Annotated in this window: 26 protein-coding genes and 1 riboswitch; of the genes, 7 read left to right on the plus strand and 19 right to left on the minus strand. The window is 44.2% G+C overall.

Translation table 11 applies throughout. The features are described 5' to 3' along the window. The first annotated feature begins 412 nt into the window (after positions 1-412). Positions 413-859 carry an RNA recognition motif domain-containing protein gene (locus tag LNL84_RS17985; protein WP_244359098.1) on the plus strand — a complete coding sequence of 149 codons (447 nt, stop codon included), beginning with the start codon at positions 413-415 and terminating at the stop codon, positions 857-859. On the opposite strand, the gene murI is transcribed toward LNL84_RS17985, so the two are convergent. The 3 genes from murI to LNL84_RS18000 all read right to left on the minus strand — a co-directional run bounded on the left by murI (position 822) and on the right by LNL84_RS18000 (position 4,261). Then, entirely contained in the window at positions 822-1,631 is an 810-nt protein-coding gene (gene murI / locus LNL84_RS17990) for a glutamate racemase (protein WP_244359100.1), read from the minus strand. The two genes, LNL84_RS17985 and murI, sit on opposite strands and share 38 nt — an antisense overlap. A gap of 97 nt (positions 1,632-1,728) precedes the next feature. Then, positions 1,729-2,382 (minus strand): Dph6-related ATP pyrophosphatase, encoded by a 654-nt coding sequence (locus LNL84_RS17995; RefSeq protein ID WP_244359101.1) that lies wholly within the window; start codon positions 2,380-2,382, stop codon positions 1,729-1,731. A 43-nt stretch (positions 2,383-2,425) separates the two neighbouring features. Beyond that, a complete protein-coding gene (locus LNL84_RS18000; protein WP_244359103.1) occupies positions 2,426-4,261 on the minus strand; it encodes a TonB-dependent receptor domain-containing protein in 1,836 nt (611 codons plus the stop codon). Positions 4,262-4,312: 51 nt separating this feature from the next. Next, a riboswitch (cobalamin riboswitch) is annotated at positions 4,313-4,522 on the minus strand. A gap of 154 nt (positions 4,523-4,676) precedes the next feature. Here LNL84_RS18000 and trmA point away from each other — a divergent pair. Beyond that, positions 4,677-5,783, plus strand: coding sequence for a tRNA (uridine(54)-C5)-methyltransferase TrmA (trmA, locus tag LNL84_RS18005; RefSeq protein ID WP_244359105.1), 1,107 nt, complete (start codon positions 4,677-4,679; stop codon positions 5,781-5,783). A gap of 77 nt (positions 5,784-5,860) precedes the next feature. Here the strand turns inward: trmA and LNL84_RS18010 are convergent, their stop codons facing one another. Further along, the gene (locus LNL84_RS18010; protein WP_244359154.1) at positions 5,861-6,235 is read right to left on the minus strand and encodes a YijD family membrane protein; all 375 of its coding nucleotides are present in this window, start codon (positions 6,233-6,235) and stop codon (positions 5,861-5,863) included. Positions 6,236-6,239: 4 nt separating this feature from the next. Then, positions 6,240-6,875 (minus strand): HTH-type transcriptional repressor FabR, encoded by a 636-nt coding sequence (gene fabR / locus LNL84_RS18015; protein ID WP_244359107.1) that lies wholly within the window; start codon positions 6,873-6,875, stop codon positions 6,240-6,242. Positions 6,876-7,204: 329 nt separating this feature from the next. Here fabR and sthA point away from each other — a divergent pair, with 329 nt between their 5' ends. Beyond that, positions 7,205-8,605, plus strand: coding sequence for a Si-specific NAD(P)(+) transhydrogenase (sthA, locus tag LNL84_RS18020; RefSeq protein WP_244359108.1), 1,401 nt, complete (start codon positions 7,205-7,207; stop codon positions 8,603-8,605). Positions 8,606-8,686: 81 nt separating this feature from the next. Here the strand turns inward: sthA and dinF are convergent, their stop codons facing one another. The 3 genes from dinF to lexA all read right to left on the minus strand — a co-directional run bounded on the left by dinF (position 8,687) and on the right by lexA (position 11,694). Then, positions 8,687-10,033: an MATE family efflux transporter DinF gene (gene dinF, locus LNL84_RS18025; protein WP_244359109.1), complete on the minus strand. Its 1,347-nt coding sequence runs from the start codon at positions 10,031-10,033 to the stop codon at positions 8,687-8,689. A gap of 110 nt (positions 10,034-10,143) precedes the next feature. Further along, positions 10,144-10,956, minus strand: a complete 813-nt coding sequence (locus LNL84_RS18030) for a class I SAM-dependent methyltransferase (RefSeq protein ID WP_244359110.1) — start codon at positions 10,954-10,956, stop codon at positions 10,144-10,146. A 117-nt stretch (positions 10,957-11,073) separates the two neighbouring features. Continuing rightward, positions 11,074-11,694: a transcriptional repressor LexA gene (lexA, locus tag LNL84_RS18035; protein ID WP_244359111.1), complete on the minus strand. Its 621-nt coding sequence runs from the start codon at positions 11,692-11,694 to the stop codon at positions 11,074-11,076. A gap of 291 nt (positions 11,695-11,985) precedes the next feature. On the opposite strand from lexA, the gene plsB reads away from it, so the two are divergent. After that, positions 11,986-14,409: a glycerol-3-phosphate 1-O-acyltransferase PlsB gene (gene plsB, locus LNL84_RS18040; RefSeq protein ID WP_244359112.1), complete on the plus strand. Its 2,424-nt coding sequence runs from the start codon at positions 11,986-11,988 to the stop codon at positions 14,407-14,409. A 74-nt stretch (positions 14,410-14,483) separates the two neighbouring features. On the opposite strand, the gene ubiA is transcribed toward plsB, so the two are convergent. Continuing rightward, complete coding sequence (gene ubiA, locus LNL84_RS18045) at positions 14,484-15,338, minus strand: 4-hydroxybenzoate octaprenyltransferase (RefSeq protein ID WP_244359113.1); 855 nt, start codon at positions 15,336-15,338, stop codon at positions 14,484-14,486. Beyond that, positions 15,335-15,889: a chorismate lyase gene (locus tag LNL84_RS18050; RefSeq protein ID WP_244359114.1), complete on the minus strand. Its 555-nt coding sequence runs from the start codon at positions 15,887-15,889 to the stop codon at positions 15,335-15,337. Before LNL84_RS18050 ends, ubiA begins: the two co-directional genes overlap by 4 nt. A gap of 157 nt (positions 15,890-16,046) precedes the next feature. Here LNL84_RS18050 and LNL84_RS18055 point away from each other — a divergent pair, with 157 nt between their 5' ends. After that, the gene (locus LNL84_RS18055) at positions 16,047-16,460 is read left to right on the plus strand and encodes a flagellar basal body-associated protein FliL (protein ID WP_244359115.1); all 414 of its coding nucleotides are present in this window, start codon (positions 16,047-16,049) and stop codon (positions 16,458-16,460) included. Here the strand turns inward: LNL84_RS18055 and glpG are convergent. The 6 genes from glpG to ftsY all read right to left on the minus strand — a co-directional run bounded on the left by glpG (position 16,457) and on the right by ftsY (position 22,052). Beyond that, entirely contained in the window at positions 16,457-17,293 is an 837-nt protein-coding gene (gene glpG / locus LNL84_RS18060) for a rhomboid family intramembrane serine protease GlpG (RefSeq protein WP_244359116.1), read from the minus strand. The genes LNL84_RS18055 and glpG overlap by 4 nt on opposite strands. Next, positions 17,294-17,620 (minus strand): thiosulfate sulfurtransferase GlpE, encoded by a 327-nt coding sequence (gene glpE / locus LNL84_RS18065; protein WP_244359117.1) that lies wholly within the window; start codon positions 17,618-17,620, stop codon positions 17,294-17,296. A 451-nt stretch (positions 17,621-18,071) separates the two neighbouring features. After that, positions 18,072-18,929, minus strand: coding sequence for an RNA polymerase sigma factor RpoH (rpoH, locus tag LNL84_RS18070; RefSeq protein WP_244359118.1), 858 nt, complete (start codon positions 18,927-18,929; stop codon positions 18,072-18,074). Between the two features lie 171 nt (positions 18,930-19,100). Then, positions 19,101-20,069, minus strand: a complete 969-nt coding sequence (gene ftsX, locus LNL84_RS18075; RefSeq protein WP_425244336.1) for a permease-like cell division protein FtsX — start codon at positions 20,067-20,069, stop codon at positions 19,101-19,103. Further along, positions 20,056-20,727 (minus strand): cell division ATP-binding protein FtsE, encoded by a 672-nt coding sequence (gene ftsE / locus LNL84_RS18080; RefSeq protein WP_244359120.1) that lies wholly within the window; start codon positions 20,725-20,727, stop codon positions 20,056-20,058. The genes ftsX and ftsE overlap by 14 nt, the downstream gene beginning before the upstream one ends. Positions 20,728-20,837: 110 nt before the next feature. After that, the gene (gene ftsY / locus LNL84_RS18085) at positions 20,838-22,052 is read right to left on the minus strand and encodes a signal recognition particle-docking protein FtsY (protein WP_244359121.1); all 1,215 of its coding nucleotides are present in this window, start codon (positions 22,050-22,052) and stop codon (positions 20,838-20,840) included. 186 nt (positions 22,053-22,238) lie between these two features. On the opposite strand from ftsY, the gene rsmD reads away from it, so the two are divergent. Further along, positions 22,239-22,838: a 16S rRNA (guanine(966)-N(2))-methyltransferase RsmD gene (gene rsmD, locus LNL84_RS18090; protein ID WP_244359122.1), complete on the plus strand. Its 600-nt coding sequence runs from the start codon at positions 22,239-22,241 to the stop codon at positions 22,836-22,838. Further along, positions 22,835-23,101, plus strand: coding sequence for a DUF1145 domain-containing protein (locus LNL84_RS18095; protein ID WP_244359123.1), 267 nt, complete (start codon positions 22,835-22,837; stop codon positions 23,099-23,101). The genes rsmD and LNL84_RS18095 overlap by 4 nt, the downstream gene beginning before the upstream one ends. 55 nt (positions 23,102-23,156) lie before the next feature. Here the strand turns inward: LNL84_RS18095 and LNL84_RS18100 are convergent, their stop codons facing one another. The 3 genes from LNL84_RS18100 to LNL84_RS18110 all read right to left on the minus strand — a co-directional run bounded on the left by LNL84_RS18100 (position 23,157) and on the right by LNL84_RS18110 (position 24,785). Next, positions 23,157-23,744: a YhgN family NAAT transporter gene (locus LNL84_RS18100; protein WP_244359124.1), complete on the minus strand. Its 588-nt coding sequence runs from the start codon at positions 23,742-23,744 to the stop codon at positions 23,157-23,159. A 121-nt stretch (positions 23,745-23,865) separates the two neighbouring features. Further along, positions 23,866-24,102 (minus strand): YecH family metal-binding protein, encoded by a 237-nt coding sequence (locus LNL84_RS18105; protein WP_244359125.1) that lies wholly within the window; start codon positions 24,100-24,102, stop codon positions 23,866-23,868. 62 nt (positions 24,103-24,164) lie between these two features. Continuing rightward, entirely contained in the window at positions 24,165-24,785 is a 621-nt protein-coding gene (locus LNL84_RS18110; protein ID WP_244359126.1) for a lysoplasmalogenase, read from the minus strand. Positions 24,786-24,967: the final 182 nt, after the last annotated feature.

Raw genomic sequence — 24,967 nt, forward strand, 5'->3', positions numbered from 1 at the left:
TCTTTTTTGATTATCATCAACGAGTGCCCACACAGATTGATAGGTTTAAATTGTTAAAGAGCGTTGCTTAGCGAACTAAGCAAGGGGTGCGAATTATACTCTTCAAAGTATCCGAGTCAACAACTTTTTCATTGTTATTTTTCACCCCTCAACACGATGTGTGATTTGTCTCTCACTCCGTGTCGGTGAGGCGGCATTATAGAGATCACTCAAAGTATGACAAGTCTTTTTTCTCACTTTTTTTTCGTTCGCTCAAAAACCAATCAACCGCATATTTTTCGGATAAAAATTCAACATTTGAAACATATCACATCAATTAATTGGAAAAACCATGCTCATAAACGTAATATTCATGTATCTATTTTGTTAAAAATAGATTCGTATTTTTCTCTTATAAAAGTAGTAATTAAATATGGACTCCAAAAAAACAATTTTACTGGTGATTTCCCTTGTGGTTCTCGGGGGACTGCTCTTTTCACGACTTGATGTAAATCCTGCTGTTTCTTTTATAATTGGTGTTGTTGTTACTTTCTTTATTTACCATTTCTCACTTTCTCCTAGAAAAACGGTAAGTAAAGAAGAAGCACCATCAACTAAAACCCTTTATGTAGGCAACCTTCCATACAAGGCCAATGAATCACATGTTCGTGATCTGTTTTCTGAGTATGGAGAAGTCTTTGCCGTTCGCCTAATGAAAGACAAGCGAACAGGTAAACGCAGAGGTTTTGGTTTTGTTGTCATAGCGAGTAACGAAGCTGAGGCAGCAATTTCGGCGCTAAATGAAAAGGACTACATGCAGAGAACGTTAAAAGTTCGAATTGCTAACGATCCGAAGCATCCTGAATCGGAAATAGATTAACCGAAGCAAACCCATAGTTTTTAATCATAGAATTTAGTGCGTCCTCTTTAAAAGGAGGCGCACTACAAAAAGCCTCGTAACAGACATTGCTGTTTAAACGGCTCTCTCCTAGCAATTCTCTAACTCGCCTTGCAATCGCCTCACCTGAATCAACCAACTTTACTCTATCTCCCAATACCCTTCCAATTTCACGCCTAATTAGGGGGAAGTGAGTACAGCCCAGAACGGCCGTATCTACTTTTCCAATCAGTGGTAACAGAATATCTTCAAGTTCGGACAAATCAACGGCAATTCCGCGTAGCTTTTCTTCTGCTATTTCAACTAGACGCGTAGAGCCCAGCAGTTTTACGTCTTTATCAATCGCAAAGTCACGAATAAGGTCATGTGTGTATTCACGTTTCACTGTCGCTGGTGTCGCTATAATAGCCAATGCCTGAGTAGATAGCTGAGATGCTGGCTTTACTGCAGGGACGACACCGACAACCGGAATGGTTAACTCTGCTCTGAGCGTAGGAAGCACTATGGTGCTTGCCGTATTGCACGCAATAACCACGATATCGATGTGGCGCTGCTCAACCATTTGGCTAACCAGCCGAGAAGTTCGATTGATTAGTTCGCTAGGCTCTAGTTCTCCATATGGATACGCTTCGTTATCAAATAAGTACACAACATTGATATCCGGCAATAGCAGTTGGATTTCTTGTTGAACAGAAAGTCCTCCGATTCCTGAGTCAAAGATCAGAACGGTTTTATTTGTCGACTGCTTTTGCATAGGTAATAAGTTCTATTATTGAGTAACGAAACGGGGAAATCATACTGACTAACCCAAATATGGTAAAGCGATTCACTTCCTTATGAGCGCTTGTACTTTACACACAGTATCTCAAATGAGTAAATCTAACGTGATGCTCTAACGACTCACAGCGCAGTGTGATTGGGTTGGCAAAGTATTTAGAATTGCATACTAGAGTATGAAACTCTCCGTTTTCGCCACAGGGATCGACATTCTCTGGCAGCATATCTATCAAACTTTTCGAGTACAATTCACCGCACAGGTTTCTTGATAACACATTTGAGTCTACAGTCACCAATCGAGTCTCAATATTTCGCTTCAATATCTCGTTTGCAAGAGCCTGGCTATCTTCCCCTAACAAGGGGAAAACCGGCTCAAAGCCAGCAGGCTCGATGTAGCTCTTACGATATTCAACGATTCCATTGCAGAACATATCCCCAAATGCAACAGCATCAATGGTTAAATGAGAATTCTTCAAGCCGTCAATGACATGTTTTTGATAAATGGGATTACTCGGAAAAACCTCGGGGAGTTCAATAGCAATAAGCGGTAAGTTTAGGGCGTCCGCTTGCATTTGAACGACATGAAGAGGAGTTACCTGAAATGGAACCTCGCCTTTTACATGGGTGGTATACAAACCGACAACATTGTATTGGTTGGACTCGAATAGTCGTTCTAGTGTTAGCATAGAGTCTTTGCCAGAGGACCAACTGATAATGATATTCTTCATACATTCAACCTAAAAAAAGCCGCCTTTCGGCGGCCAGAAATAATTAAAATTCGTAGGAGGCATTCACATAATAGTTGCGCTCTGGAGTCTTATAGCCCTTCGCAGTTTCATATTTAGCATCAAATACATTTCCAACTTTAGCGCCAAGTACTAGTCCATTACCAAAGAAGTAGCTGCCCGCTATGTCGACCAATGAATAGGGGTCAAGTTCCTTTGTATTGGCTAAGTCATCAAAGCGTTTCCCTTGATACAGATAGCTCAAGTTAAACTGCCATTCGGCATAGCTGTATGACGCATTCCACTTTGCACTATGTTGCGCTCGACGCGCCAAAAAGTTTCCTGTTGTTTTGTCTCTCGCGTCTAAATAGTCATAAGACACCTCGTGAAACAGAACCCCTGTATTAAAACGCGTGAGTAATTCAACGCCTTCTATCTTTGCTTTATCAATATTTACCTGAGTCAAACCATTACTGGCGATCATTTTATCCACGTCACTTTGATGAGCCGCGACTCTAAAACTCGCGTACGAATAGCTTCCCTCGATAGCCACTTCAGATGTTTTTGATTCTTCAGGAACGAGGTTAGGATTCCCCGAATAGCATCCCCAGCCACCACACTGCAAAGGCCAGTACAGTTCATTGAAGGTCGGTGCTTTAAAAGCTGTACCATGCATAGCGACGAGTTTGACTCGCTCAGTAACTTGATAGCCAGCGCCCAACTGATAGGTCGTGTAGTTACCATAGGCACTGTTATTATCAGCTCGAACATTGCCCTCTAATGAGACCTGTTCACCAGTAAACGTCGAGCCAATGAATGCAGCGCCGTTATCGCGAGTTGTTTCTGTCATTGTAGTTGAAGTGTTATCGACTTTATCTTGATACCAATCCAGACCCGCGAGGATATTGATAGACTCGTTCAGTTTGACATTGTTATTCCAGTTTGCCGCCACTCGATTAGTCGATATTGTACTCTCCGGGACGCCTTGACCATAAGATTTGGCCTTATCCTGGTTCGTCGACAAGCTGACTTTAGAATCAAACAGCCCCTTACTGTATTCACCAGCCACCGAAAGGTTGTAAAGGTCGCTATCAGATTGATCAACACCTTGCCATGGGTTATCGAACTCTAAATTGTGCTTCTGATAGTAACCGTTAGCTTTTAACAGCCATTCATCTGTTAGTCGGTTTCCCATATCAACGATCAGATATTGACTAACATAGCCATCATCATCGGCGTCTACAGGGTTCGTACTCGTGGGTTGAATGTTATAACCATTGCTTTGTTGATGAGTCGCTGTCATGTTGAGCCAGCTATTTTCGTTACGACCAAGCGATAACGTTGCTCCAAGGTTATAGCTGCCATAACTGCCAGCGCCGAGTTTGACACGGCTCGTGTCATTGTTTCGGTTACTGGTAATGATGTTAACGACACCACTAACAGCATCCGAGCCATAAACCGCGGCTCGCGCACCTCGAATCACTTCAATTCGTTCGACACCATCAAGCGGAATGGCTGACAGGTTTGCAAATCCTAAGGTAGCACTACCAATGCGTACTCCATTGATAAGAACCAATGTGTTTTTGGTTGAACGTCCTCTGATATAAAGCTCACTGTTATGCCCGACACCTCCAGCATTCGCAACTTGCACCCCGGGTAACCGTTGAAGAACCTCTGACAGTGATTTGGCTTGAATAGCGTCAATTTGTGTTTTATCGACCACTTCAATTGGCGCTAAAACATCTTTAAGCTGCTGTTCAAAATTATTCGCCGTCACAACCATAACTTCGTCAGTAAACTTATTTGGCTCATTAGCTAAAGTGTAAGGGGTATAAGAAGAGAGCGATGCAGCCACTGCTATCGCTAAAATAGATTTGTTCATTTTTATTGTCCTAAATCGCGTAAGTCCTACCAAGTTACCGTTATCCATATATCGTCAACTTGGCTGCTGGCAGGTATTCGGACTTAAGAGCGTAAGGAACATCGTATTCCTAAACCTACTAACTCGACTTCCCGTATGCGATACAGTGTCTTATGAATGTTCGTTCTCTTTTACCGCTGCGCGTCAGTTCTGGATTTACACCAGATTCCCTTTTCAGTGAGATTCCTTTGTCATTCTCACACCAGCTAGGCGGCATGGTATTAACAACATGATAGTTTGTCCATAACAGATTGGACTAAGCTATGAATATACAGCCCTATGAATAGGCATTTTTGGGAAAAACTGGACATGTGGCGGATATTGAATAAAATCTGCCCTCTTTTGTTGCACTTAATCCATAACAGTAGGCATTACAATGGCAAATCTCGACTTCACACCCGAAGGCTATCAAATTCAGCTTGATGAAAAGGCACAACGTTTAGCCGATATGATGGTGCCATACCATGCTCCAAAATTGGAAATCTTCACTTCTCCTGAAAAGCACTACCGGATGCGTGCAGAATTTCGAGTATGGCACGAAGGCAACGACATGTATTACATCATGTTTGACAAAGAAACTCGCCAGAAGTATCGCGTGGATCAGTTTCCTGCTGCAAGTCGCCTAATCAACGATTTAATGCCGCTTCTTATTGAAGCAATGAAAGACAACGAGACCTTACGTCGCAAACTGTTTCAGGTCGATTTCTTATCGACATTAAGTGGTGAGGTTTTGGTTTCTTTACTTTACCACCGCCAGCTAGATGACGAATGGAAAGCACAAGCGAACGCACTCAAGCAGCGTCTCAATGATGAAGGTTTTAAACTCAACATCATTGGTCGTGCACGCAAGATGAAGTTGGTATTGGATCAAGATTACGTTATCGAGACCCTTACTGTAGAAGGCAAACCCTATATCTATCAACAAGTCGAAAACAGCTTTACTCAGCCTAATGGGCCTGTTGCTCAGAAAATGCTGGAGTGGGCGGTAGACTGCACTCAAGATAGCAGCGGCGATTTATTGGAGTTGTACTGTGGAAACGGTAATTTCTCGCTGGCGCTGGCACAAAACTTTGAGCGAGTACTGGCCACTGAGTTGGCAAAACCATCCGTAGAGTCTGCTCAATTCAATATTGCGGCCAATAACATCGATAACGTCCAAATCATTCGTATGTCGGCTGAAGAATTTACCGAAGCGATGGAAGGTAAGCGTGAATTTCGCCGCTTGAAACAACAAAACATCGATCTTGGCAGCTACAACTGCAATACGATTTTTGTTGATCCACCTCGTGCGGGTATGGATGTTGATACATGTAAGATGGTACAAGGCTATGAACGTATCCTCTACATCTCGTGCAATCCAGATACGTTAAAAGACAACCTCGACATTTTGGCCAGTACTCACACCATTACGCGCTTTGCTTTATTTGACCAATTCCCATTTACGCACCATATGGAAGCGGGTGTTTTACTTGAGCGTAAGTAACATTGGATATTGAAAACCGTCAAAAAAACAAAAAAACGAGCCAATCGGCTCGTTTTTTGTTTGTTCAAAGTTTACTGCTAGTTCGCTTCTTTCAGAACATAGCCCATCTTTTTACCTATCCAAAATAGCAATGCCAGTACGATCACAATGGCAATAAAATTAGACCCGGAATCTGGGTACTGAGCTTTAACGAAAGCAGAATGACCAAAACCACCAACAAAAAAGGCCGCTAATCCCACCAATGGGAAATCCTCTGGGATCGGATTGCGCAGATATTCTTGATATAGCGCTTGTACGGACAACACCAATGCTATCCATGGAAATACGGAAAATGCCACTTCACTAATAGTCATCCAAGACAGCAATGCGTTACCGCACATCCCTGCAACTAAAGCGAGTACCAGAGTTTTCTTTCCGTTGTTTTGTAATTCGGCGTTATTTACATTAGACATCATCTCACCCTTCTTTTAAGCGATTACGTTCACGTTCTTTTCGGTACCAGTACGCACCTTTTGCCACAATTCGCAGTTGAATAATAAGCCTTTCAGAAAGCTCATTACGCTCTTGTTTATTCAAATCTAACGCTTCTGAGCCAGAGCTAAAAACCAAAGTCACAGAGGCTTCAGCTTGAGCCAATGCCTCATCTCGACTCATATTGGTGCTGATTAAATACTCGGTTAATTCCGCTGAAAAATGTTGTATCTCACGTGCAACAGCAGCACGAAAGTCAGCTGAAGTCCCTGAACGTTCACGAAGTAACAAACGAAAAACGTTGGGACTACTCTCAATAAACTCCATAAAGGTGTCTACCGATGTACGAATCACGCTGCCCTCTTTGGCGATACGTTGGCGCGCCTGGCGCATCAATTGCCTCAGCAACAAGCCTCCTTCGTCGACCATCGTCAGGCCTAACTCATCCATGTCTTTAAAGTGCCGATAAAAAGAAGTGGGGGCCAGCCCTGCCTCTCTTGCCACCTCACGCAAACTTAAATTAGAAAAACTTCGCTCTGCACTCAGTTGACTGAACGCGGCATCTATCAATGAGCGACGGGTTTTTTCTTTTTGTTGTGCACGGATTCCCATTGATTTCATGTTTGACCTAAGTTCGTTGTTATTGACCATATCTCATGGCAATCGAAAGAGAGCCTGTAATATAGCGCGATTATTAGCATTGTATAAGCCTGCTTTTTCTCAAATCTAAAAAATTCCGCAACGAAGCTTTTCTAAGTTGTAAGCAATTACGTCTTTCGCTGCAACAGCCTCTAACTAATTGCCCATGGTTGCGTGATCTTTCACACCCTATCGTGCCAGATTGGTTTACCCTGATAAATATTCAGTTAAAATTGCGCTAACACTATGTTAACGCCGAACCTCATCTCTTTATTAGGGCCTTCGGCTTCAACAAAATAAAAGGATAGGATATGAGTCGCTCCAAACACTTTGATGTCATCGTTATCGGCAGTGGTCCTGGTGGTGAAGGTGCTGCTATGGGCTTGACAAAAGCTGGATTGAAAGTTGCCATCATTGAAAAAGAGTCAAGTGTTGGTGGAGGCTGTACCCACTGGGGAACTATTCCTTCAAAAGCTCTACGACACGCAGTGAGTCGTATTATTGAATTCAACAGTAACCCGCTTTTCTGTGGTAACAACACCAGCCTTCACTCAACCTTTTCAAATATCCTAGGGCACGCCAAAACCGTGATCGACAAACAGACCCGATTACGCCAAGGCTTCTACGACAGAAACGAGTGTGCTTTGTTGTTTGGTACCGCGCGCTTTGTCGGCCAAAATGCTCTCGAAGTGACTAAAGCCGATGGCACCGTTGACCATTACACTGCAAAGAAATTTGTTATCGCCACGGGCTCGAGGCCTTATCGACCAGACGATGTCGACTTCTCACATCCCCGCATCTATGACAGCGACTCCATCCTTTCTCTTGAACACGACCCTAGACACATCATCATCTATGGTGCGGGAGTGATAGGTTGTGAATATGCCTCGATTTTTCGCGGCCTCGATGTTAAAACCGATCTAATTAACACTCGCGAACGGCTGCTTGCCTTTCTTGATAACGAAATGTCCGATTCATTGTCTTATCACTTCTGGAATAGCGGCATGATGATCCGCAACGACGAAACCTATTCTAAAATTGAAGGAACGGAAGACGGCGTTATCATTCATCTAAAATCCGGGAAGAAAATGCGCGCTGACTGTTTGCTTTTCGCCAATGGCCGAACAGGTAATACCGATGCACTTAACTTAGGGTCCGTTGGGCTCGAGGCTGATTCTCGTGGCCAGCTAAAAGTAGACAGTAACTATCAAACTAAGGTTGATCACGTTTATGCTGTTGGCGATGTCATTGGTTACCCAAGCCTTGCTAGCGCAGCGTATGACCAGGGGCGATTTGTGGCACAAGCCATCACTAAGGGTGAAGCCGAAGGCAACCTGATAGAAGACATTCCAACAGGTATTTATACGATCCCTGAAATTAGCTCAGTAGGAAAAACAGAACAGGAGCTCACTGAGGCAAAAGTGCCTTACGAAGTCGGACGCTCTTCTTTTAAGCATTTGGCCCGAGCTCAGATTGCTGGCAAAGATGTTGGTAGTTTGAAAATTCTTTTCCACCGAGAAACAAAGGAAATTCTTGGTATTCACTGTTTTGGCGAACGTGCAGCTGAAATCATTCATATCGGCCAAGCGATTATGGAGCAAAAGGGAGAAGCGAATACGATAGAGTATTTTGTGAATACGACTTTTAACTATCCAACGATGGCTGAAGCCTACCGTGTGGCCGCTCTCAATGGATTAAATCGTTTGTTTTAAAAATAGTCATTCTAAAGCCATTCGGATTAAGTGTTCAGGAGTTTCTAGGGTTCGCCCAGTGAAACTCCTTTCGTTTGAAGTCTACGCCAATAGAAACGAGTTTGTTTTCCACTGCTTAAAAAGGACAACGGCGAGAGTGACACCGCGTAGCAACATAAAGCACAACATGGCTAACCAAAGTGCATGATTGGCAAAGTCTGAAAATGAATAGAACACCACAAAAAAGCTAATCGTTGAAAAGAACATACTGTTACGCATCTCCCTACCCTTAGTTGCACCGACAAAAATCCCATCAAAAAGAAAGCACCACATTGACACCAGCGGCATGGCAATCAACCAAGGTAAATAGAGGGAGGCTTGTTGCTGAACGCTCTCAATAGAAGTGATCAACGCTACCAGCTGTTCACCACCAGCCGCAAACAATACGGTTAACAAAGTGCAAATAATCAAACTCCAAAAGAAGGTTCCTATCAGAGATTGCGACAACGCTTTAGGGCTCTTTTCTCCTATGGCCTTCCCTACCATGGCTTCGATAGCATAGGCGAAACCATCCATGCCATACGAAATCATCATAAGAAAACTCATTAATACTGCATTCGCCGCGATGATATCATCCCCAAATGCAGCTCCTTGGAAAGTCATAAAACTGAAGGTCGCTTGCAAGCAAAGTGAGCGCAGAAAAATATCACGATTGAGCTTTATGAAGCGGCCAATATCATTGAAAACATCGCCAATAATCGAGGTAACACTTGGTAGTTGTTGTCGCTTCCAAACCCGAGAGGCGCACAGCAAACCAAAAGCGAAACCCATATAATCAGCGATCACCGATGCCAATGCTGCTCCTTCAACTTTCCAGTCCAACACCATGACAAACAGAATGTCTAAGACAATATTCGTTGCGTTGGTAATGATTACCATCCACATAGGAGCTTTGGCGTTTTGAGTTCCTAAAAGCCAGCCCAACAAGACAAAGTTCGCCAAAGCGGCCGGAGCACTCCAAACTCGAATCGAAAAGTACTGGTTACCGTAGAACTTGACCTGTTCTCCGGCACTACTGAGCGAGAATATTACATCTGCAACCCATGAGTGGATGAACAAAAACAATAAGGCAAATAGCATCGCCATGACGATACCCTGAGTAAAGACAAGAGCAAGCTGACGCTTTTGCTTCGCACCAAAAGACTGAGCGGACAAACCGGTGGTCGACATTCTGAGAAAACCCAATAGCCAGAATGTCACGCTGATCATGGTACTGCCTAGTGCAACACCGCCAAGGTACCAAGCATGTTCAAGATGGCCGATCACTGCGGCATCCACTAAGCCCAGCAGTGGAACGGTGATGTTGGATAACACCATTGGGATGGCAAGCAACAATACTTGCTTATGAACCTCAATATTGGATAGGGTCCGACGAAGAGATTGGGGCATGAATACCTCTCATGGTTTTCTAACCAACCTAAAAAGACCTAGGCAGCAAGAACTAAGGAAGGTCATGGTACTCTTTTCCCATTGCGCGAACAATTAGCGCCTGTGCATGACTACCATTTCATTCGCAATACGACAGGGGTAAGCCGATGCTTCAAAGACGGTATCTTAGCTATGATGCGCTGCCAACGAGCCCAGCGGCGACAATTTTGATCCAGTGGTGAGAAAAGTCGCGTCGAATATATCCATGGTAACCACCTCACCGCTTTTTGGGCGATATTGTGAATACCATGCTGATACTGCTCACACCCCATTGCTTTGCCGATTTGGCTTCCAGCTTTGTCCCCTGCGACCACCATGCACAATTCGGCATGGCTGAAGTAACAACCTAAAGACTGGACAAAATGAGCAATGTGATTCTCACCACGCATCAACAAGGCTTGTTCGCACAGGATCAACACTGGGCCGTCACAAGAAATACTCAGCTGGGATAACCAAGACATATCGTCAATAGAGCCACAAGCAAGCTGGTATCGTTCACTGCGATGGAACAACTTTTGTCGCCACAGCAAGTTTTCACTCACGTCCAGTTCAATCCATTGGCAGCGGCCGTTATCAAGACGATAAAAACGCGTATCTAATTCGGCACCCACATTAATAATCAGGCCATTAGGATTGAGCTCTAAGAAGTGACTAACTTGGATGTCACAAATCTGTGCCAGCGAGACATGGAGTAGCTGATTCTGGTCAACGTTACCTCTAAGACACTCGGTAGCGAGTTCACAACGATTACAGGCATGTGCTGCAATTGGATCATAAATAGAGGCATTGTCGAGCAAGCTTTCTCGACTGCGCAGCCATAAAGGACGAAGCAGATGACTAGGCACCCTAAACGGTTTGTTTTCAGATGTTGATTGAACTTTCATTATCATCAGCCTCTTACAATATTCCGAAGACCCAGATGATAATGAATATCAATTAGATTTGCAATCTGACAATATTGCCTAAATCGCGTTAATGCGACTCAAGCCAAGTGTGTATCGCTACATCCAGTCAGTATTGCGAATAATACCAACGGCAATGCCTTCAATGGCCAAGTGCTGTGAGGTTAAATCCACAGAGATAGGACTAAACTCTTCATTTTCAGCATGCAGTAAAACTGTCGCACCTTTGCGCTCTAAGCGCTTAACCGTCACATCATCATCAACACGAGCGACAACCACCTGGCCATCACGTACGTCTTGTGTTTTGTGCACAGCCAGAAGATCACCATCCATAATGCCAATGTCTTTCATACTCTCGCCATTGACGCGCAAGAGAAAGTCAGCTTGTGGTCGAAACATCGAAGGATCTACCTGATAATGCGCTTCAACATGCTCTTGAGCAAGAATCGGTTCTCCAGCAGCAACTTGACCGATAAGGGGTAAACCTTCATTGTCGTTTGCAGAATCCTCTAGAAGAATGCGAATGCCACGCGATGCTCCAGGGATGATTTCAATCGCCTTTTTACGCGCTAATGCTTTTAGGTGTTCCTCGGCCGCGTTTGCTGAGCGAAATCCGAGTTCTTTCGCAATTTCTGCTCGTGTAGGTGGCATGCCTACGTCGTCAATTTTATTCTTAATCAAGTCGAACACTTGTTGCTGTCTTGCAGTCAACGGCTTCATACATCACCTGTCTGTTTATACAGTTCACTGTGAGTATATCCAGTAGAGCTGTATTTGCAAATACAATTGGTTGTTTTTTAGTAAATTAGCTTACAACCCCGTCAAAGTGAGTCATTTCTACTTTATTTGCTTTGCTTGACTTATTTCCATGAAAGGTAGGACCAGTTTCTGGTATTCTTGGCGCGCTTTATTTTTGATGCTTGAGCTAAACTATTGAAGGTCACCTTATTGGATGGCTTAACTCAGCTTGGGTGCGATAACTTTTGAACATAATTGAGGCTGTGAATCCCTATGTCTTCAGGACAATCTCTTTATCGTTCACTATTGAAACTGCCATTGTCAGCATTAGTGAAAGGAACGGCAATTCCGTCAAACCCAATTGACGATCTTGGTATCGATATCAGTAAGCCGGTAGTGTATGCCTTACCGTTCAATTCTAATGTTGATCTGCTAACACTGCAAAAGAAAGCCATTGAATTAGGGCTGCCCGATCCACTCGAACCTATTGTGTTAAATGGAAAAGAAAGGCATCGTTTCGTCTTCATCGCTTCTAGACCGACACTGGTGCATAGTGACAACCATGTACCGAACGACTCTATTGAGCTTTTTTCCGATCTACTAAAAGAACACGAAACCGACAAAGCGCTTGATATACAAGTCATTCCAACCACCGTGCTCTGGGGAAGAAAGCCAGGAAAAGAAGAAGTTGCCAAGCCTTACCTTCAGGCAATGAATGGTCCACAAAAAACCAAAGCCATTCTAACCTCTGGTCGTGACTGCATGGTTCGCTTCAGCTCAGTCGTGTCTCTACGTTATATGGCGGATGTACACGGTACTGACAAATCGATCGCACAAAAACTGGCTCGTGTCGCCCGAATTCATTTCTCTCGCCAGAAACTCGCAGCATCAGGGCCCGATTTACCCAATCGGCAGCTGCTGTTTAAACGTTTACTACGATCTCCTGTGATTGAACAAGCCATCCAAGAGCACGCGGAAAGCAATAGTGTTTCCATTGAGAAAGCCAGAAAAGAAGCGCATACCATCATGGATGAGATTGCCGCCGATTTTTCTTACAACCTGGTCAAAAGCGGTAAAACCATCCTCTCTTGGCTTTGGAACAAGCTCTATCAAGGTATTAACGTTAATAACGCTGCGACCGTACGTCGATTGGCTCAAGACGGCCATGAAATCGTGTATGTTCCATGTCATCGAAGCCACATGGACTACCTTCTCCTCTCTTATGTGTTGTATAACGAAGGAATGGTCCCTCCTCATATTGCCGCAGGTATCAACCTTAACTTCTTCCCAGCTGGCCCCATTTTTAGACGCGGTGGTGCATTTTTTATCCGACGCAGCTTTAAAGGCAACAAACTGTATTCAACCATCTTCCGTGAATATCTATCAGAGCTGTTTTCCAAAGGGTATTCGGTCGAATATTTCAGCGAAGGTGGGCGCTCCCGTACTGGACGGTTGCTTCAGGCAAAAACAGGAATGCTAGCGATGACCATTCAGGCCATGCTACGTGGGCAAAAGCGCCCTGTCACTCTAGTCCCTATCTATATTGGCTACGAACATGTGATGGAAGTGGCGACTTATGCAAAAGAGCTTAGAGGCAAACACAAAGAAAAAGAAAATGCCGGGTTAGTGTTAAAAACTCTCAGGAAGCTACGTAATTTCGGCAAGGGCTACGTCAACTTTGGTGAGCCAATTCCTTTAAACCACTACTTGAACGAGCAGGCTCCTAACTGGACTCAAGATATTGACCCAATGGGGGCAAGTCGCCCACAGTGGTTAAATCCGATCGTCAACTCATTAGCAACTAAAATGATGACGCACATTAACGATGCGGCCGCGTGCAACGCACTCACATTGTGTGCGACGGCGCTACTCGCCTCCAAACAAAGAGCGCTTTCGCGTGACAATCTTATCAAACAGATCGACTGCTATCTTTCGTTGCTAAAGAACGTCCCCTACTCTGACACGGCGACGTTACCGCAAGGCAGCGCAGATAAGCTTGTTAACCACGCGGAATCCCTCGACAAGTTCGTTATTGAATCTGATAGTCTCGGCGATATTATTTCGCTCGATCGAAATCAATCGATTTTGATGACCTACTATCGAAACAACATTATTCATCTTTTCGCACTGCCGTCGTTAATCGCACAAATGTTGATTCGTCAGCATTCTCTATCCGTTGAAGAAATTAAGTTCAATGTTGCAAAACTGTATCCCTTCCTTAAAAAGGAACTGTTCCTAAATCTAGATATGTTGGAGTTGGATAGCACTACTGATGCCATTCTCAAGGAACTAACTCGTCAAGACTTGATCATCATCGACGAAGGCAGAGTGACAATGAATCAATCCAATACACAGTCACTAATGCTACTTGGGCGAACCATTTCCGAAACGCTGCAGCGATACGCAATCACACTCAATCTTTTGGTTTGCAATCCAGACTTAGGAAAAAGCGATCTGGAACAGCGCAGTCAGGATATTGCTCAACGCCTTGGTCGACTACACGGTATCAATGCGCCCGAATTTTTTGATAAGGGAGTGTTCTCTGCAATGTTCAGCACACTAAAAGAACAGAAGTATTTAGACAGAGAAGGGAATTGCGATCTTGCAAGTTCACAAGATCTCGCCACTCTGCTGTATGCCTTCTTATACCCTGAAGTACGCTTAACCATTCAAGAAAGCGTCTGCCAAGCCGACTAGCCAACAGTATACTCATCGCATGAAAAAGCCGCTCATATGAGCGGCTATTTTTATTTTTCCTTGCCAAGCTGAGGCTACCAAAAACCCACAAGCAGCCCAATCGTCACTGCCATACCAACATAGTTGTTGTTTAAGAAAGCTTGAAAGCACTCTGGTCGGGTGCGATGTCTGATCAACCATTGTTGATACACAAAAAGAGCACCCACAATCAAAAGACTCCAAAAATAGCTCGCGCCAAGCGCGTACCATTCGCCGAGGGTCATCAACATTGCTAAAGTCAATATTTGCAGCACACCAATCACTAGCTTATCACGGCGACCAAACAGTATAGCCGTAGATTTAATGCCGATAGTCAGGTCATCGTCACGATCGACCATGGCGTATTGAGTATCATAAGCAATGGTCCAAAAGGCATTAATGACGAAAATAAACCAAACAATCGCTGGCAGTTCATTCGCTTGAGCAGCCCAAGCCATTGGGATCGCCCAGCTAAATGCTAACCCTAAAAACAGCTGCGGTAAGTGGGTAAAGCGCTTCATAAACGGGTAGATAAACGCAAGCACCATACCCACGAATGACAACTGTATTGTCAATGGATTCATTGTCAGGACGAGCAAGAATGACAGAATCGCGAGGGCGAGAAACAGGGTTATAGCTTCTTTTTCCGATACCCTTCCTGACGGCAGCGGTCGTAATTTCGTCCGTTCAACATGGCCATCGACATGACGATCGGCAAAGTCATTTATCACACACCCGGCAGAGCGCATCATCAATACGCCCAAGCAGAATACCACCAATACTTTGATGTCAGGGATCCCCTGGGCTGCGAATATCAGCGCCCATAACGTTGGCCAAAGTAACAACAAGCTACCGATGGGACGATCCATTCTCATCAATTGCCAATACGCTTTCGCCTTAACTAGTGTCATGCATCCTTCTCCATTGCATAAACTGGGGACTCTGGTAAAAAAAGCTCTGCGACTAAACAAGGTGACTCGGACATCCACAGTCTCGAGCGCCTTGCCAATAACGTGCTACCATTGATATCCACGCTTGCGACCATCAGTGAGTCTCGTTTGGCATTGGCCGACGAAAATACTGTGATTCCTAAAGGAATGGTTCCTTGTTGTGATAAATCAAATTGACCGACTTTCATAGTGGAGACTGGCATTAGCGTACGTCCTAACACCCATGGTGTATTGTCACCAAGCAATACCACTTCACGCAGCCAGCTGTCTTCTTGCGACAGCATGCCAATTTCTTCACCTGTCATTTGGCTCATGTGATGTTCATGGTTGCTGACAAGCTCTACCGATAGCGATGTACACGATTGTTTAATCCGCCTAGATAGAGAGCCTTGCTCTGTAAGCCACTCTTTGGCCGTTGGACTAGGGAACACAAACTGTTCAAGAGTCTGCCAATTCGCCGTGCTTAAGGCGTGTAAATAGTGCGATAGTGAATGATTCATTTTACTGTTCAATAATACGCAGTTAACGCGTACAATAATTATTCTGATGACGGTTTTAATGTACCGTTTATAAAATTTTGGAAAAGCTCAATAGCTCTTTTAGTGTGCGCTATTGTAGCAAACAATACCCACTGAAATATCGGCTAAATGGTAAATCAAAGAGACAAATATGCGTAAACGTTATTCAACTCAGTTTTTGCTAGCTTTGAGCTTGATCTTCTCTGCTTCTAGCTTTGCAACTCAAGAAGGTACCGCGCCGACATTATCATATTTCACATTAGAACCCGAATTGACCACCAATTTTCATACCGAAGGCAAAAAACTCGGTTACGTGCAGGTCAGAATAGATATCATGGTAGGCGATAGCAACGACCTGTTTATCATTGAACACCACCAACCACTGATTCGCGACGCTGTAGTAGAGCTGCTCGGTAGACAAAGTGAAGATGTCATCAAATCTCTGGCAGGTAGAGAACAAATTCGTAAAACACTGGTGGAGAACTTAAATAACTTATTACTGGTTGAGACTGGTAAATCCGTCATTGCTGATCTTCTCTTTACCAAATACCTGTATCAGTATTAACGCACTTTCAAACGGCGCCGACTATCCACAAAGCCGAGCACCATACCGGATAGCAAACCGGCTAAATGTGCCATATTGGCAATGGCCATGAAAGGTTGAACAAACCCTAGCACTAACCAAACAAGCATAAAACCGACGATCGGCTTTGGCATGTCCAGGCCAGCCTCGGGGCGCAGCCAGGTCACTATCCACAAGTAGCCAACTAGCGCATAAACCACTCCTGATAAACCACCAAAGTTGGCGCCAGCAAGCCAGTATTGCCCTGTCCCTGATACCGCTGCTGAAATAAGAAAGATTTCCAACAACTTACGAACGCCTAGTTTTTGCTCAATGTCACCGCCCAGTTGCCACCACCAGAGTAAGTTAAACACGATATGCAGTACTGAAAAGTGCAGAAAAGCGTGCGTGAACCAGCGCCAAACCTGCCACTGCTGACCCTCAAGAGCGGGGAAATGCAGACTATCGAATATAACTTGCCCTAATCCCAAAGTCTGAAATGCAAAAATCACGCAACTAACCAGCATCACTGATAGGGTTAGTGGTCCCGCTTTAGCTTTTAATAGATTCAACAGACTGGGCGTATTGTAGCGAAAAGGATTTTTCCTGGTTTCCGCCATATCCCATGAGGATGCTTGATATTTAGGATGCTGTGGCTGGGCCAAAAACTGTTTAAGCTCAGCTTCGGCCTCAGTGCTATCCTCATCATTTAAAAGCCAAATGACAAACTGATCACCATTTTCAGGCATCATTTGTGCCTCAATTTTGCGCGTTGCAAGATAGTCAATGAACGCCTGCCCCATACGAGGGTTATCTAATGTGATCAATCGAAGCATTTATACCACCCTATTAACGGGCAGCTGTGCCCTGTGCCAAGCCTCGAATCCACCATCGATGCTGTAGACTTCCTCAAAGCCCTGATTAAGAAGGTATTGCGCCGCCCCCTGACTGCTTATCCCGTGATAACACATAACAAAAATAGGAAGCTCAAAATCGACTTCTTCCATGAAGCTAACCAACGAGTCGTTAGTTAGATGGAAGGCACTTGGCGCATGCGCGACTTGAAACGATTGAGCATCACGAATATCCACCAATCTCGCCAAAGGATTTTCTTGCAACTTTTGATATGCTGCTACAACATCGATTTGTTTCATTGATTCCATGTCACTCTCATTCTCTGCTAAAGACCACCCTGTTGAGTCATCCAATCTAGGGCTTTACAATGGCCATTTTGAACCGATTTTTCCATGCCTTATTCTAACACTATTCAGTGCTGAATAAGTACATACGTAAATTGGGGTTATCTGGATGCGTACAACTATCAATCAATTGTGCATAACTCTGTGGATTGCGTGAATAAAGTAGCTTTTGATCTTTTGATCCACAATATGTAGTAATGATCGTGATTTTTCTGTGTGTAAATTAAATACTATCCCCAATGCCTCATCACGATCTAGCGCCCGACAGTTGACGCTTTCCTACAGCTCACAAAGAAATTTACCACAGAGTTATCCACAGAATTTTCTGCACAAAATGATCACAAAATCGATCGCAATAAAAAAGCCGAGATCTAATGATCTCGGCTTTTTCAATATTCTTTCTTTTTTGGTGCTGTTAGAACTCACCAACCGCCAGTTTCAGCTTCTTCATCGCATTCTTTTCTAACTGTCGAATACGTTCTGCTGAAACACTGTACATTTCAGCAAGTTCTTGCAGCGTGGACTTCTCATCGTTTAACCAGCGAGAGCGAACAATATGCTGACTGCGCTCATCTAAGCTTGCCAGTGCATGGCCTAAACGAGTATTGGTATGATCTTCCCAGTTCTGGGCTTCAACGTGTTCTGCAACATCAGAAGCTTTGTCTTCTAAATACAACACAGGCGCGGAGTATGATGCCGCAGAGTCATCGTCATCAGAAGGCATTTCGAACGTAGCGTCCTGCGCCGCTAAGCGAGATTCCATTTCGCGAACCTCTGACGGTTCAACACCCAATTCACGAGCAACAGTTTCAACTTCTCCGTTGTTAAACCACCCTAAACGCTTTTTCGATTTGCGTAGGTTGAAAAACAGTTTTCGTTGAGCCTTGGTGGTTGCGATTTTCACAATACGCCAGTTTCTCAGCACGTATTCATGAATTTCGGCTTTAATCCAGTGTACCGCAAATGAAACCAGACGAACCCCCACTTCTGGGTTGAAACGTTTGACCGCCTTCATTAGGCCAATATTGCCTTCTTGAACAAGGTCAGCCATTGGTAGGCCGTAACCAGAGTATCCACGAGCAACATGAACAACAAAACGAAGATGTGACAAAATCAGGCCTTTTGCAGCCTCAATCTCACCTTTGTAATGCAATCGCTCGGCAAGTTCACGTTCTTCGTCTGGCGTTAGCATCGGGTAGCTGTTTGCTGAACGAATATAGCTGTCTAAGCTATCTTGTGTCACTAAAGCCATTGGATAAGCTTGTTTAGTCATTCACTTCCTCATCAAATCTGATCTGGATATCAACCCACTAAGACCTTATTAATACTGTTGACTATAGCCAATAAGATCATAGAAGGGGGTAGATATTATGCACAAATCCTAGTGCTGGGCAAGTCATATGCCGCTTAAAGTTTGATCGCCTCTCAATATGACAAGCGAAGTTTAGGTCGGTTCAATCTGTTTGAGATGACGCTTAACAGACACTCGCGCCGCCCCAATACCTAAGAATATCCCGAGCATCAGAATTAGCAAGGTCTCATCCCAGCTTAAGCCAATTAACCTAAACTCACTGTCGTACAGATCAGCAAGGGTACTTACCGCACTGTTTAGCAAAATGGTAATCAAGGCGGTCAACAGCCACGCAACTGATGCGCCAATAAGTCCATACCACATGCCAGAATATAAGTAAGGACGAAGAATATAAGGATCTGTCGCGCCAATTAACTTCATCGTCTGTATTTCTTCTTTATTAGCTAACACGTTGAAACGCAAAGTATTGCCCACTATGAGAAACACCGAAACCAGCATGAGAACCGAGAGAGTGATCACTAACGTCGTCGCTAGATTTTGAATCGCACCAAAGCGTGACAGCCAATCTTCATCGGTTCGGATATCAATCACGCTCTTTTGCTGACCCAGTTTATCTATTAAGCTCTGATGACTGCTTTGCGATAACTGCTTTGGTTCGATAATCAATACCGCCGGTAGGGCATAACCTTCCAATACACTGAGCGCTTGATCTAAACCTGAATGCTCACTGAGATCGGCAAGGCCTTGCTGCGGCGTGATGTACTTGACCGAAGACACTTCGGGCCAGGTTTCGACCTGATCTTTTAAAATAAGTGCTCTTGCATCAGGAGACCCCACCTGCAAATAGGCCGAAATATTCGAGTGATTGACACTCTTATCGGCTACCGCTGCCACATTTTTACCCAGCAAGTACAAGCAGGATGGCATGGTCAATGCCATTGAAATCACTGCGAGTGTCAACATGTTACCTAGCGGTCTTTGCCATAACTGCGATAGCGCATTTTTGGCCTGCTTCCAGTGGATAACAAAAAAGCCATCGGACTTTAAGTGATGTCTTGCACCACTTTTGGTTTTCAATTTGTTTTTCTTAAACATGACCACCAGCCTCACTTAGAAAGCCCTGATTAAGCTCCAAATAACGATACTGAGGTCGAGATTCCACAAGCTGGGTGTCGTGAGTTGCCAGCAAGATTGAAACACCAGCACGGTTAAACTCTTCAAGCAAGTGCAAAACCTTATTTGATAACTCAGGATCTAAGTTACCTGTAGGTTCATCGGCAAGTAGCACTGTAGGGCGATTAACGACCGCTCGTGCGATCCCAACACGCTGCTGTTCACCGCCTGAGAGCTGACTAGGTAAACAACGCGCTTTATCTAGTAAACCGGTCTTGTCCAGAGCAGCTGAAACCCTACGTTTGATCTCATGCTCATTGATCGATTCAATTCTCATCGGCAACGCCACGTTATCAAAAACACTTCTATCCATGAGCAAACGATGATCTTGAAATACAATTCCAATGTTGCGTCTAAGGAAAGGGATATCTTTAATTGGGATTCGGGTAATGTCATGTTTATTAAATAGGATGCGTCCATCTGTTGGGCGTTCAAGTGCGCAAATTAGCTTCAATAATGTACTTTTACCCGCACCTGAATGGCCTCCTAAAAAAGCCATTTCACCCTTTCGCAAGTGGAAGTCAACTTTCTGTAGTGCTTGTCGCCCACCACGATAGGCTTTACTCACTTGTTCAAACTTGATCACAAACTCTTCCTCTGACGTCTCAGAATATCTGCAGTATTAGTGTGTAACGAATCAGAAGCTCCTTTCTGATCCATAGAGAAAAAGAGATGCTATGCATCCCTCTTGTTCTATTAGTCTTCTCTGCTGAATAGCGCTTCAATAAAGTCATGCGACTTGAATTGACGCAGATCATCAATACCCTCACCAACCCCAATGTAACGAATTGGGATCTCGAACTGATCTGCAATGGCAAAGATTACGCCACCTTTCGCCGTACCATCCAGTTTGGTTAAGGTGATCCCTGTTAATGGGGCAACCTCACTAAATAATTTCGCCTGACTAATCGCGTTTTGCCCTGTACCGGCATCAAGCGTTAGCATAATTTCATGAGGTGCAGAGTCGTCCACTTTCTTCATTACCCGGACGATTTTACGCAGCTCTTCCATCAAGTTAGCTTTGTTTTGTAAACGGCCAGCGGTATCGGCAATAACAACATCCACACCACGAGCTTTTGCCGCTTCAATAGCATCGTAAATAACAGAGGCGCTGTCTGCTCCCGTATGCTGTGCAATCACGGGAACTTGATTTCGTTCACCCCAAACTTGCAATTGCTCGACCGCTGCAGCTCTGAACGTATCGCCAGCAGCCAACATCACTTTCTTGCCTTGAGCTTGAAACTGTTTAGCTAATTTGCCAATAGTGGTGGTTTTCCCTACACCATTAACACCCACCATAAGAATGACATACGGCGTTTTACTGGTATCCACTTCTAATGGTTTCTCTACGTGGCTCAGTATATCGGCCATCTCTTCTTTCAATAATCCGTATAGGGCCTCACCGTCTTTCAGGTCTTTCTTAGAGGCTTTTTCCGTCAAGCTATCAATGATCTTGACGGTGGTATTCATTCCCACATCTGCAATTAATAATTGCTCTTCAAGCTCTTCAAACAGCTCATCATCGATCTGTTTGCCTTTGAACATACCGAAGAAGCCCGAACCTATATTCGCTTTGGTTCGACTCAAGCTGCGCGTTAGACGAACAAAAAAGCTCTCTGTCGGCTTTTCTTGCTCTACGATTCTAGGCTCTTTTGCTCGCTCTTCTGCTTCTGCTTCTGCTTCTGCTTCTGCTTCTGCTTCTGCTTCTGCTTCTGCTTCTGCTTCTGCAAGAACATTCTCTAGCTCTGGCTCTGCTCGCTCAATATCGGCTTGCTCTGACGATGCCGTCGTATCCGCTGTACTTTGTTTTTCCAAGCCCTCTTGAGACTGTTCATTTTGCTTGTTCTCGCTTTGTTCTTCATCGCCAAAACCAAGCCAAGAGAGTAATCCGCGTTTTTTCTTTTCTGTCATCTGGAGCAATCCTAGAGCGTGCTTTTCAAATATCTAAATCATGGCATGAGCTTATCTTTGTATTAAACAAATTATGACAAAGCAGTGAAAAGTTTTATCCTAAATTGATACACTTTATCATTTGTCGAAATACACCCATGCTTTAGGGCTAGGTATAATATCACTTTATTGGCGGTCAAAAAATCAATGGTTAGACGTCGCAAGCAAACCCCATCACAAAAAACAGCCTCAATTGGCAGTGTTCGCATTATTAGCGGACTGTGGAGAGGGCGAAAACTCCCTGTTCACGATGCACAAGGGCTTCGCCCAACGACCGATCGAGTTAAAGAAACGCTCTTTAACTGGCTCGCTCAAGACATTCCACACGCTAAGTGTCTTGATGTCTTTTCTGGCTCGGGGGGCTTAGGCTTCGAGGCTGCATCGCGTCAGGCCGAGCTGGTCACTATGGTGGAACTTAATGATCAAGCATTCCGACAGATTAAGGAAAATATAGAGCGGGTGGCTGCTACCAATATCGAAGTACACCACGGTGACGCTTTGCAATACTTGGCTCAGTCTGGGCAAGCTTATGACGTTGTCTTTATCGACCCTCCTTTTCGACAAGGTTTGTTGGCCGAAACTATCGATAAGTTGGAAAGCAATGGATGGCTGGCACGAAATGCCGTAGTTTATATAGAGACAGAAAAAGAACTTGAGCTACCGAACCTTCCAGAACATTGGCAGCTAACAAAAGAGAAAACAGCAGGACAGGTCTGTTATCGCTTATTTGAGAGGAATGAAAAATGAAAATACTTCTGCTAATAGCTAAAGCCGCTATAGCCTTTGTTTGGTTTGTATTGCTGGTGAATATTTTTCATCCTTTTCCAGGAAAAGCAGCCATTGCCTTATACATAATGACGGCTTTTCTGTTTATGATGCACGGTGTTCAAATGCTGATTTTCATCGGTGCATTCGGTGAAAAGGTCAATATGTCCCGCTGGGAAAAGTGGTCCATTCTGGTATTTGGCATCTTCGCGTTGCTCGATATTCGACGTAAACACATGATGTAAAAAAAGCCGCTTAAAGCGGCTTTTTTATTGCGTATCACATTAGCGCCTGATAACCCTACCCACCTAAATAGCTTTTCACACCATTTAAGAACATTTGCGTCGAAATCATTACCAATAACAATCCCATCAACCTTTCGATGGCTTTCAGGCCTCTTTCGCCGAGCATTTTATGGAAGAAGTTGTAGAACATGAGAATGAAGAAAGTGGTTCCCCATGCAATCATCACCGCTCCAGAAAGCTCCAAAAGTTGATCTGGATTCTGGGTAGACAGCAACAGCAAAGACGCGATCACGGATGGACCTGCAATCATTGGTATCGCCATTGGAACAAAAAACGGCTCTTCACCCGCGGCCAAACCCGTCACACTTCCTGTCTGTGGGAAGATCATGCGAATGGCAATAATAAAGAGGATGATCCCGCCTGAAATACTGAGCGTTTCAGGTTCGACATGTAAGAAGCTTAGAATACTTTGTCCCGCGAAAAGGAACAGCAGTAAAATAGCCAGCGCGAAAAACAGCTCTCTTACGAGTACTATCCGACGCCTTTTAGGGTCGAGATGCTTAAGTATCGACAATACGATAGGTAGGTTCCCTAGAGGATCCATGATTAAAAACAACATAGTCGCTGCGGATAGAATATCCATTGATTACAGCCTGGTAGCGATGGGACATGGCGGCAAGTATAGCAGGGTGATGTGATGATTTCGAAGTACAAAAAAAGCAGCCTAGAACGGCTGCTTCTCTGAATTCGTGCGACTTGACTGATTAATGTGAACAGACACGTTCTACGTTGAGGTGAAATTTACCGTCGGTTAACGTCACTTTCTGTTTTGCGATAAAGAACGTGAGTAGAGACTGAACATCGAATCCCTCTCGACTACAGGTATGAAAACTCACATCGGTTCCGAAATCCGATGCTATCTTTAGTAATAACTCATCTTGAGACAACGCTTGCTCACGAAGCAAGTTAAGCACTTTGTGTGCATGAACCGATTTCGACATTTGTATACACCTCTTACGACATCTAACGTTGATAACTTCTAAAGCTATACCAAACAGGCAAATTATAACACCGAAGCGACGATCAGTGCATGTGATAGAAAATAACTACCCGAAATTAGATAACGAGCACCTGACCGAGGCCGCTTATATTTTTCAACAGCAAATAGCAGCGCTGAAACAGCCATAATTAGGGCACCCAAAAAGCCTAAAAAATCACTTTGACTATGAGTGGTTAACCACACTTCCCCGGCACTGCAAACCAATAAAAGTAAGGCACAGCCCATAACTGTCACTGGGAGCACTAAAGAATCTAAGCGTGGCAACAAAAGGAAAAAGGTGACAACGGCTATACCGACCAACAAAGCGGGAAGCCATAACACCACATCAGACTGTATCTGCAACCAGAAGAACTTACTGTAAAACACTTGGGCGACTATATACCCCAGAAAGCACATTTTATGGGACAACTTCATGTACCCGGCAGCATCAACGATGAGAAACAGCCCAAGGCCAGCTACAAGCCAGTAAATCTTTGCAGACCAGCTACCCATTTGGCCGACCACTAACACCATAAGCAAGATATGGGTAAATGAACCAAAAACAATTGACCAAGAACGATTGTTATTCACTGACGCAAAAATTGATAGTAATGACGACAAAGCAATCGCAAGCCAGCTCCACATAAACCCACCTATTTATAATTTTCGAACCCAGTGTATGTGGCCAATTAGACATGTCCAGTATCAAGCTATAAAAGTTGGACTTACCTTAAAAGAAAAATTCCTTCGCTACACAAGGCTAAGTAAGCACTCGCCGTTCAAAAGCAGACAAAATTGTAATTTCGGTTATGGTTCTCCCTAATTGC

This window comes from Vibrio gelatinilyticus, from assembly GCF_022836845.1.
GTDB lineage: Bacteria > Pseudomonadota > Gammaproteobacteria > Enterobacterales > Vibrionaceae > Vibrio > Vibrio gelatinilyticus.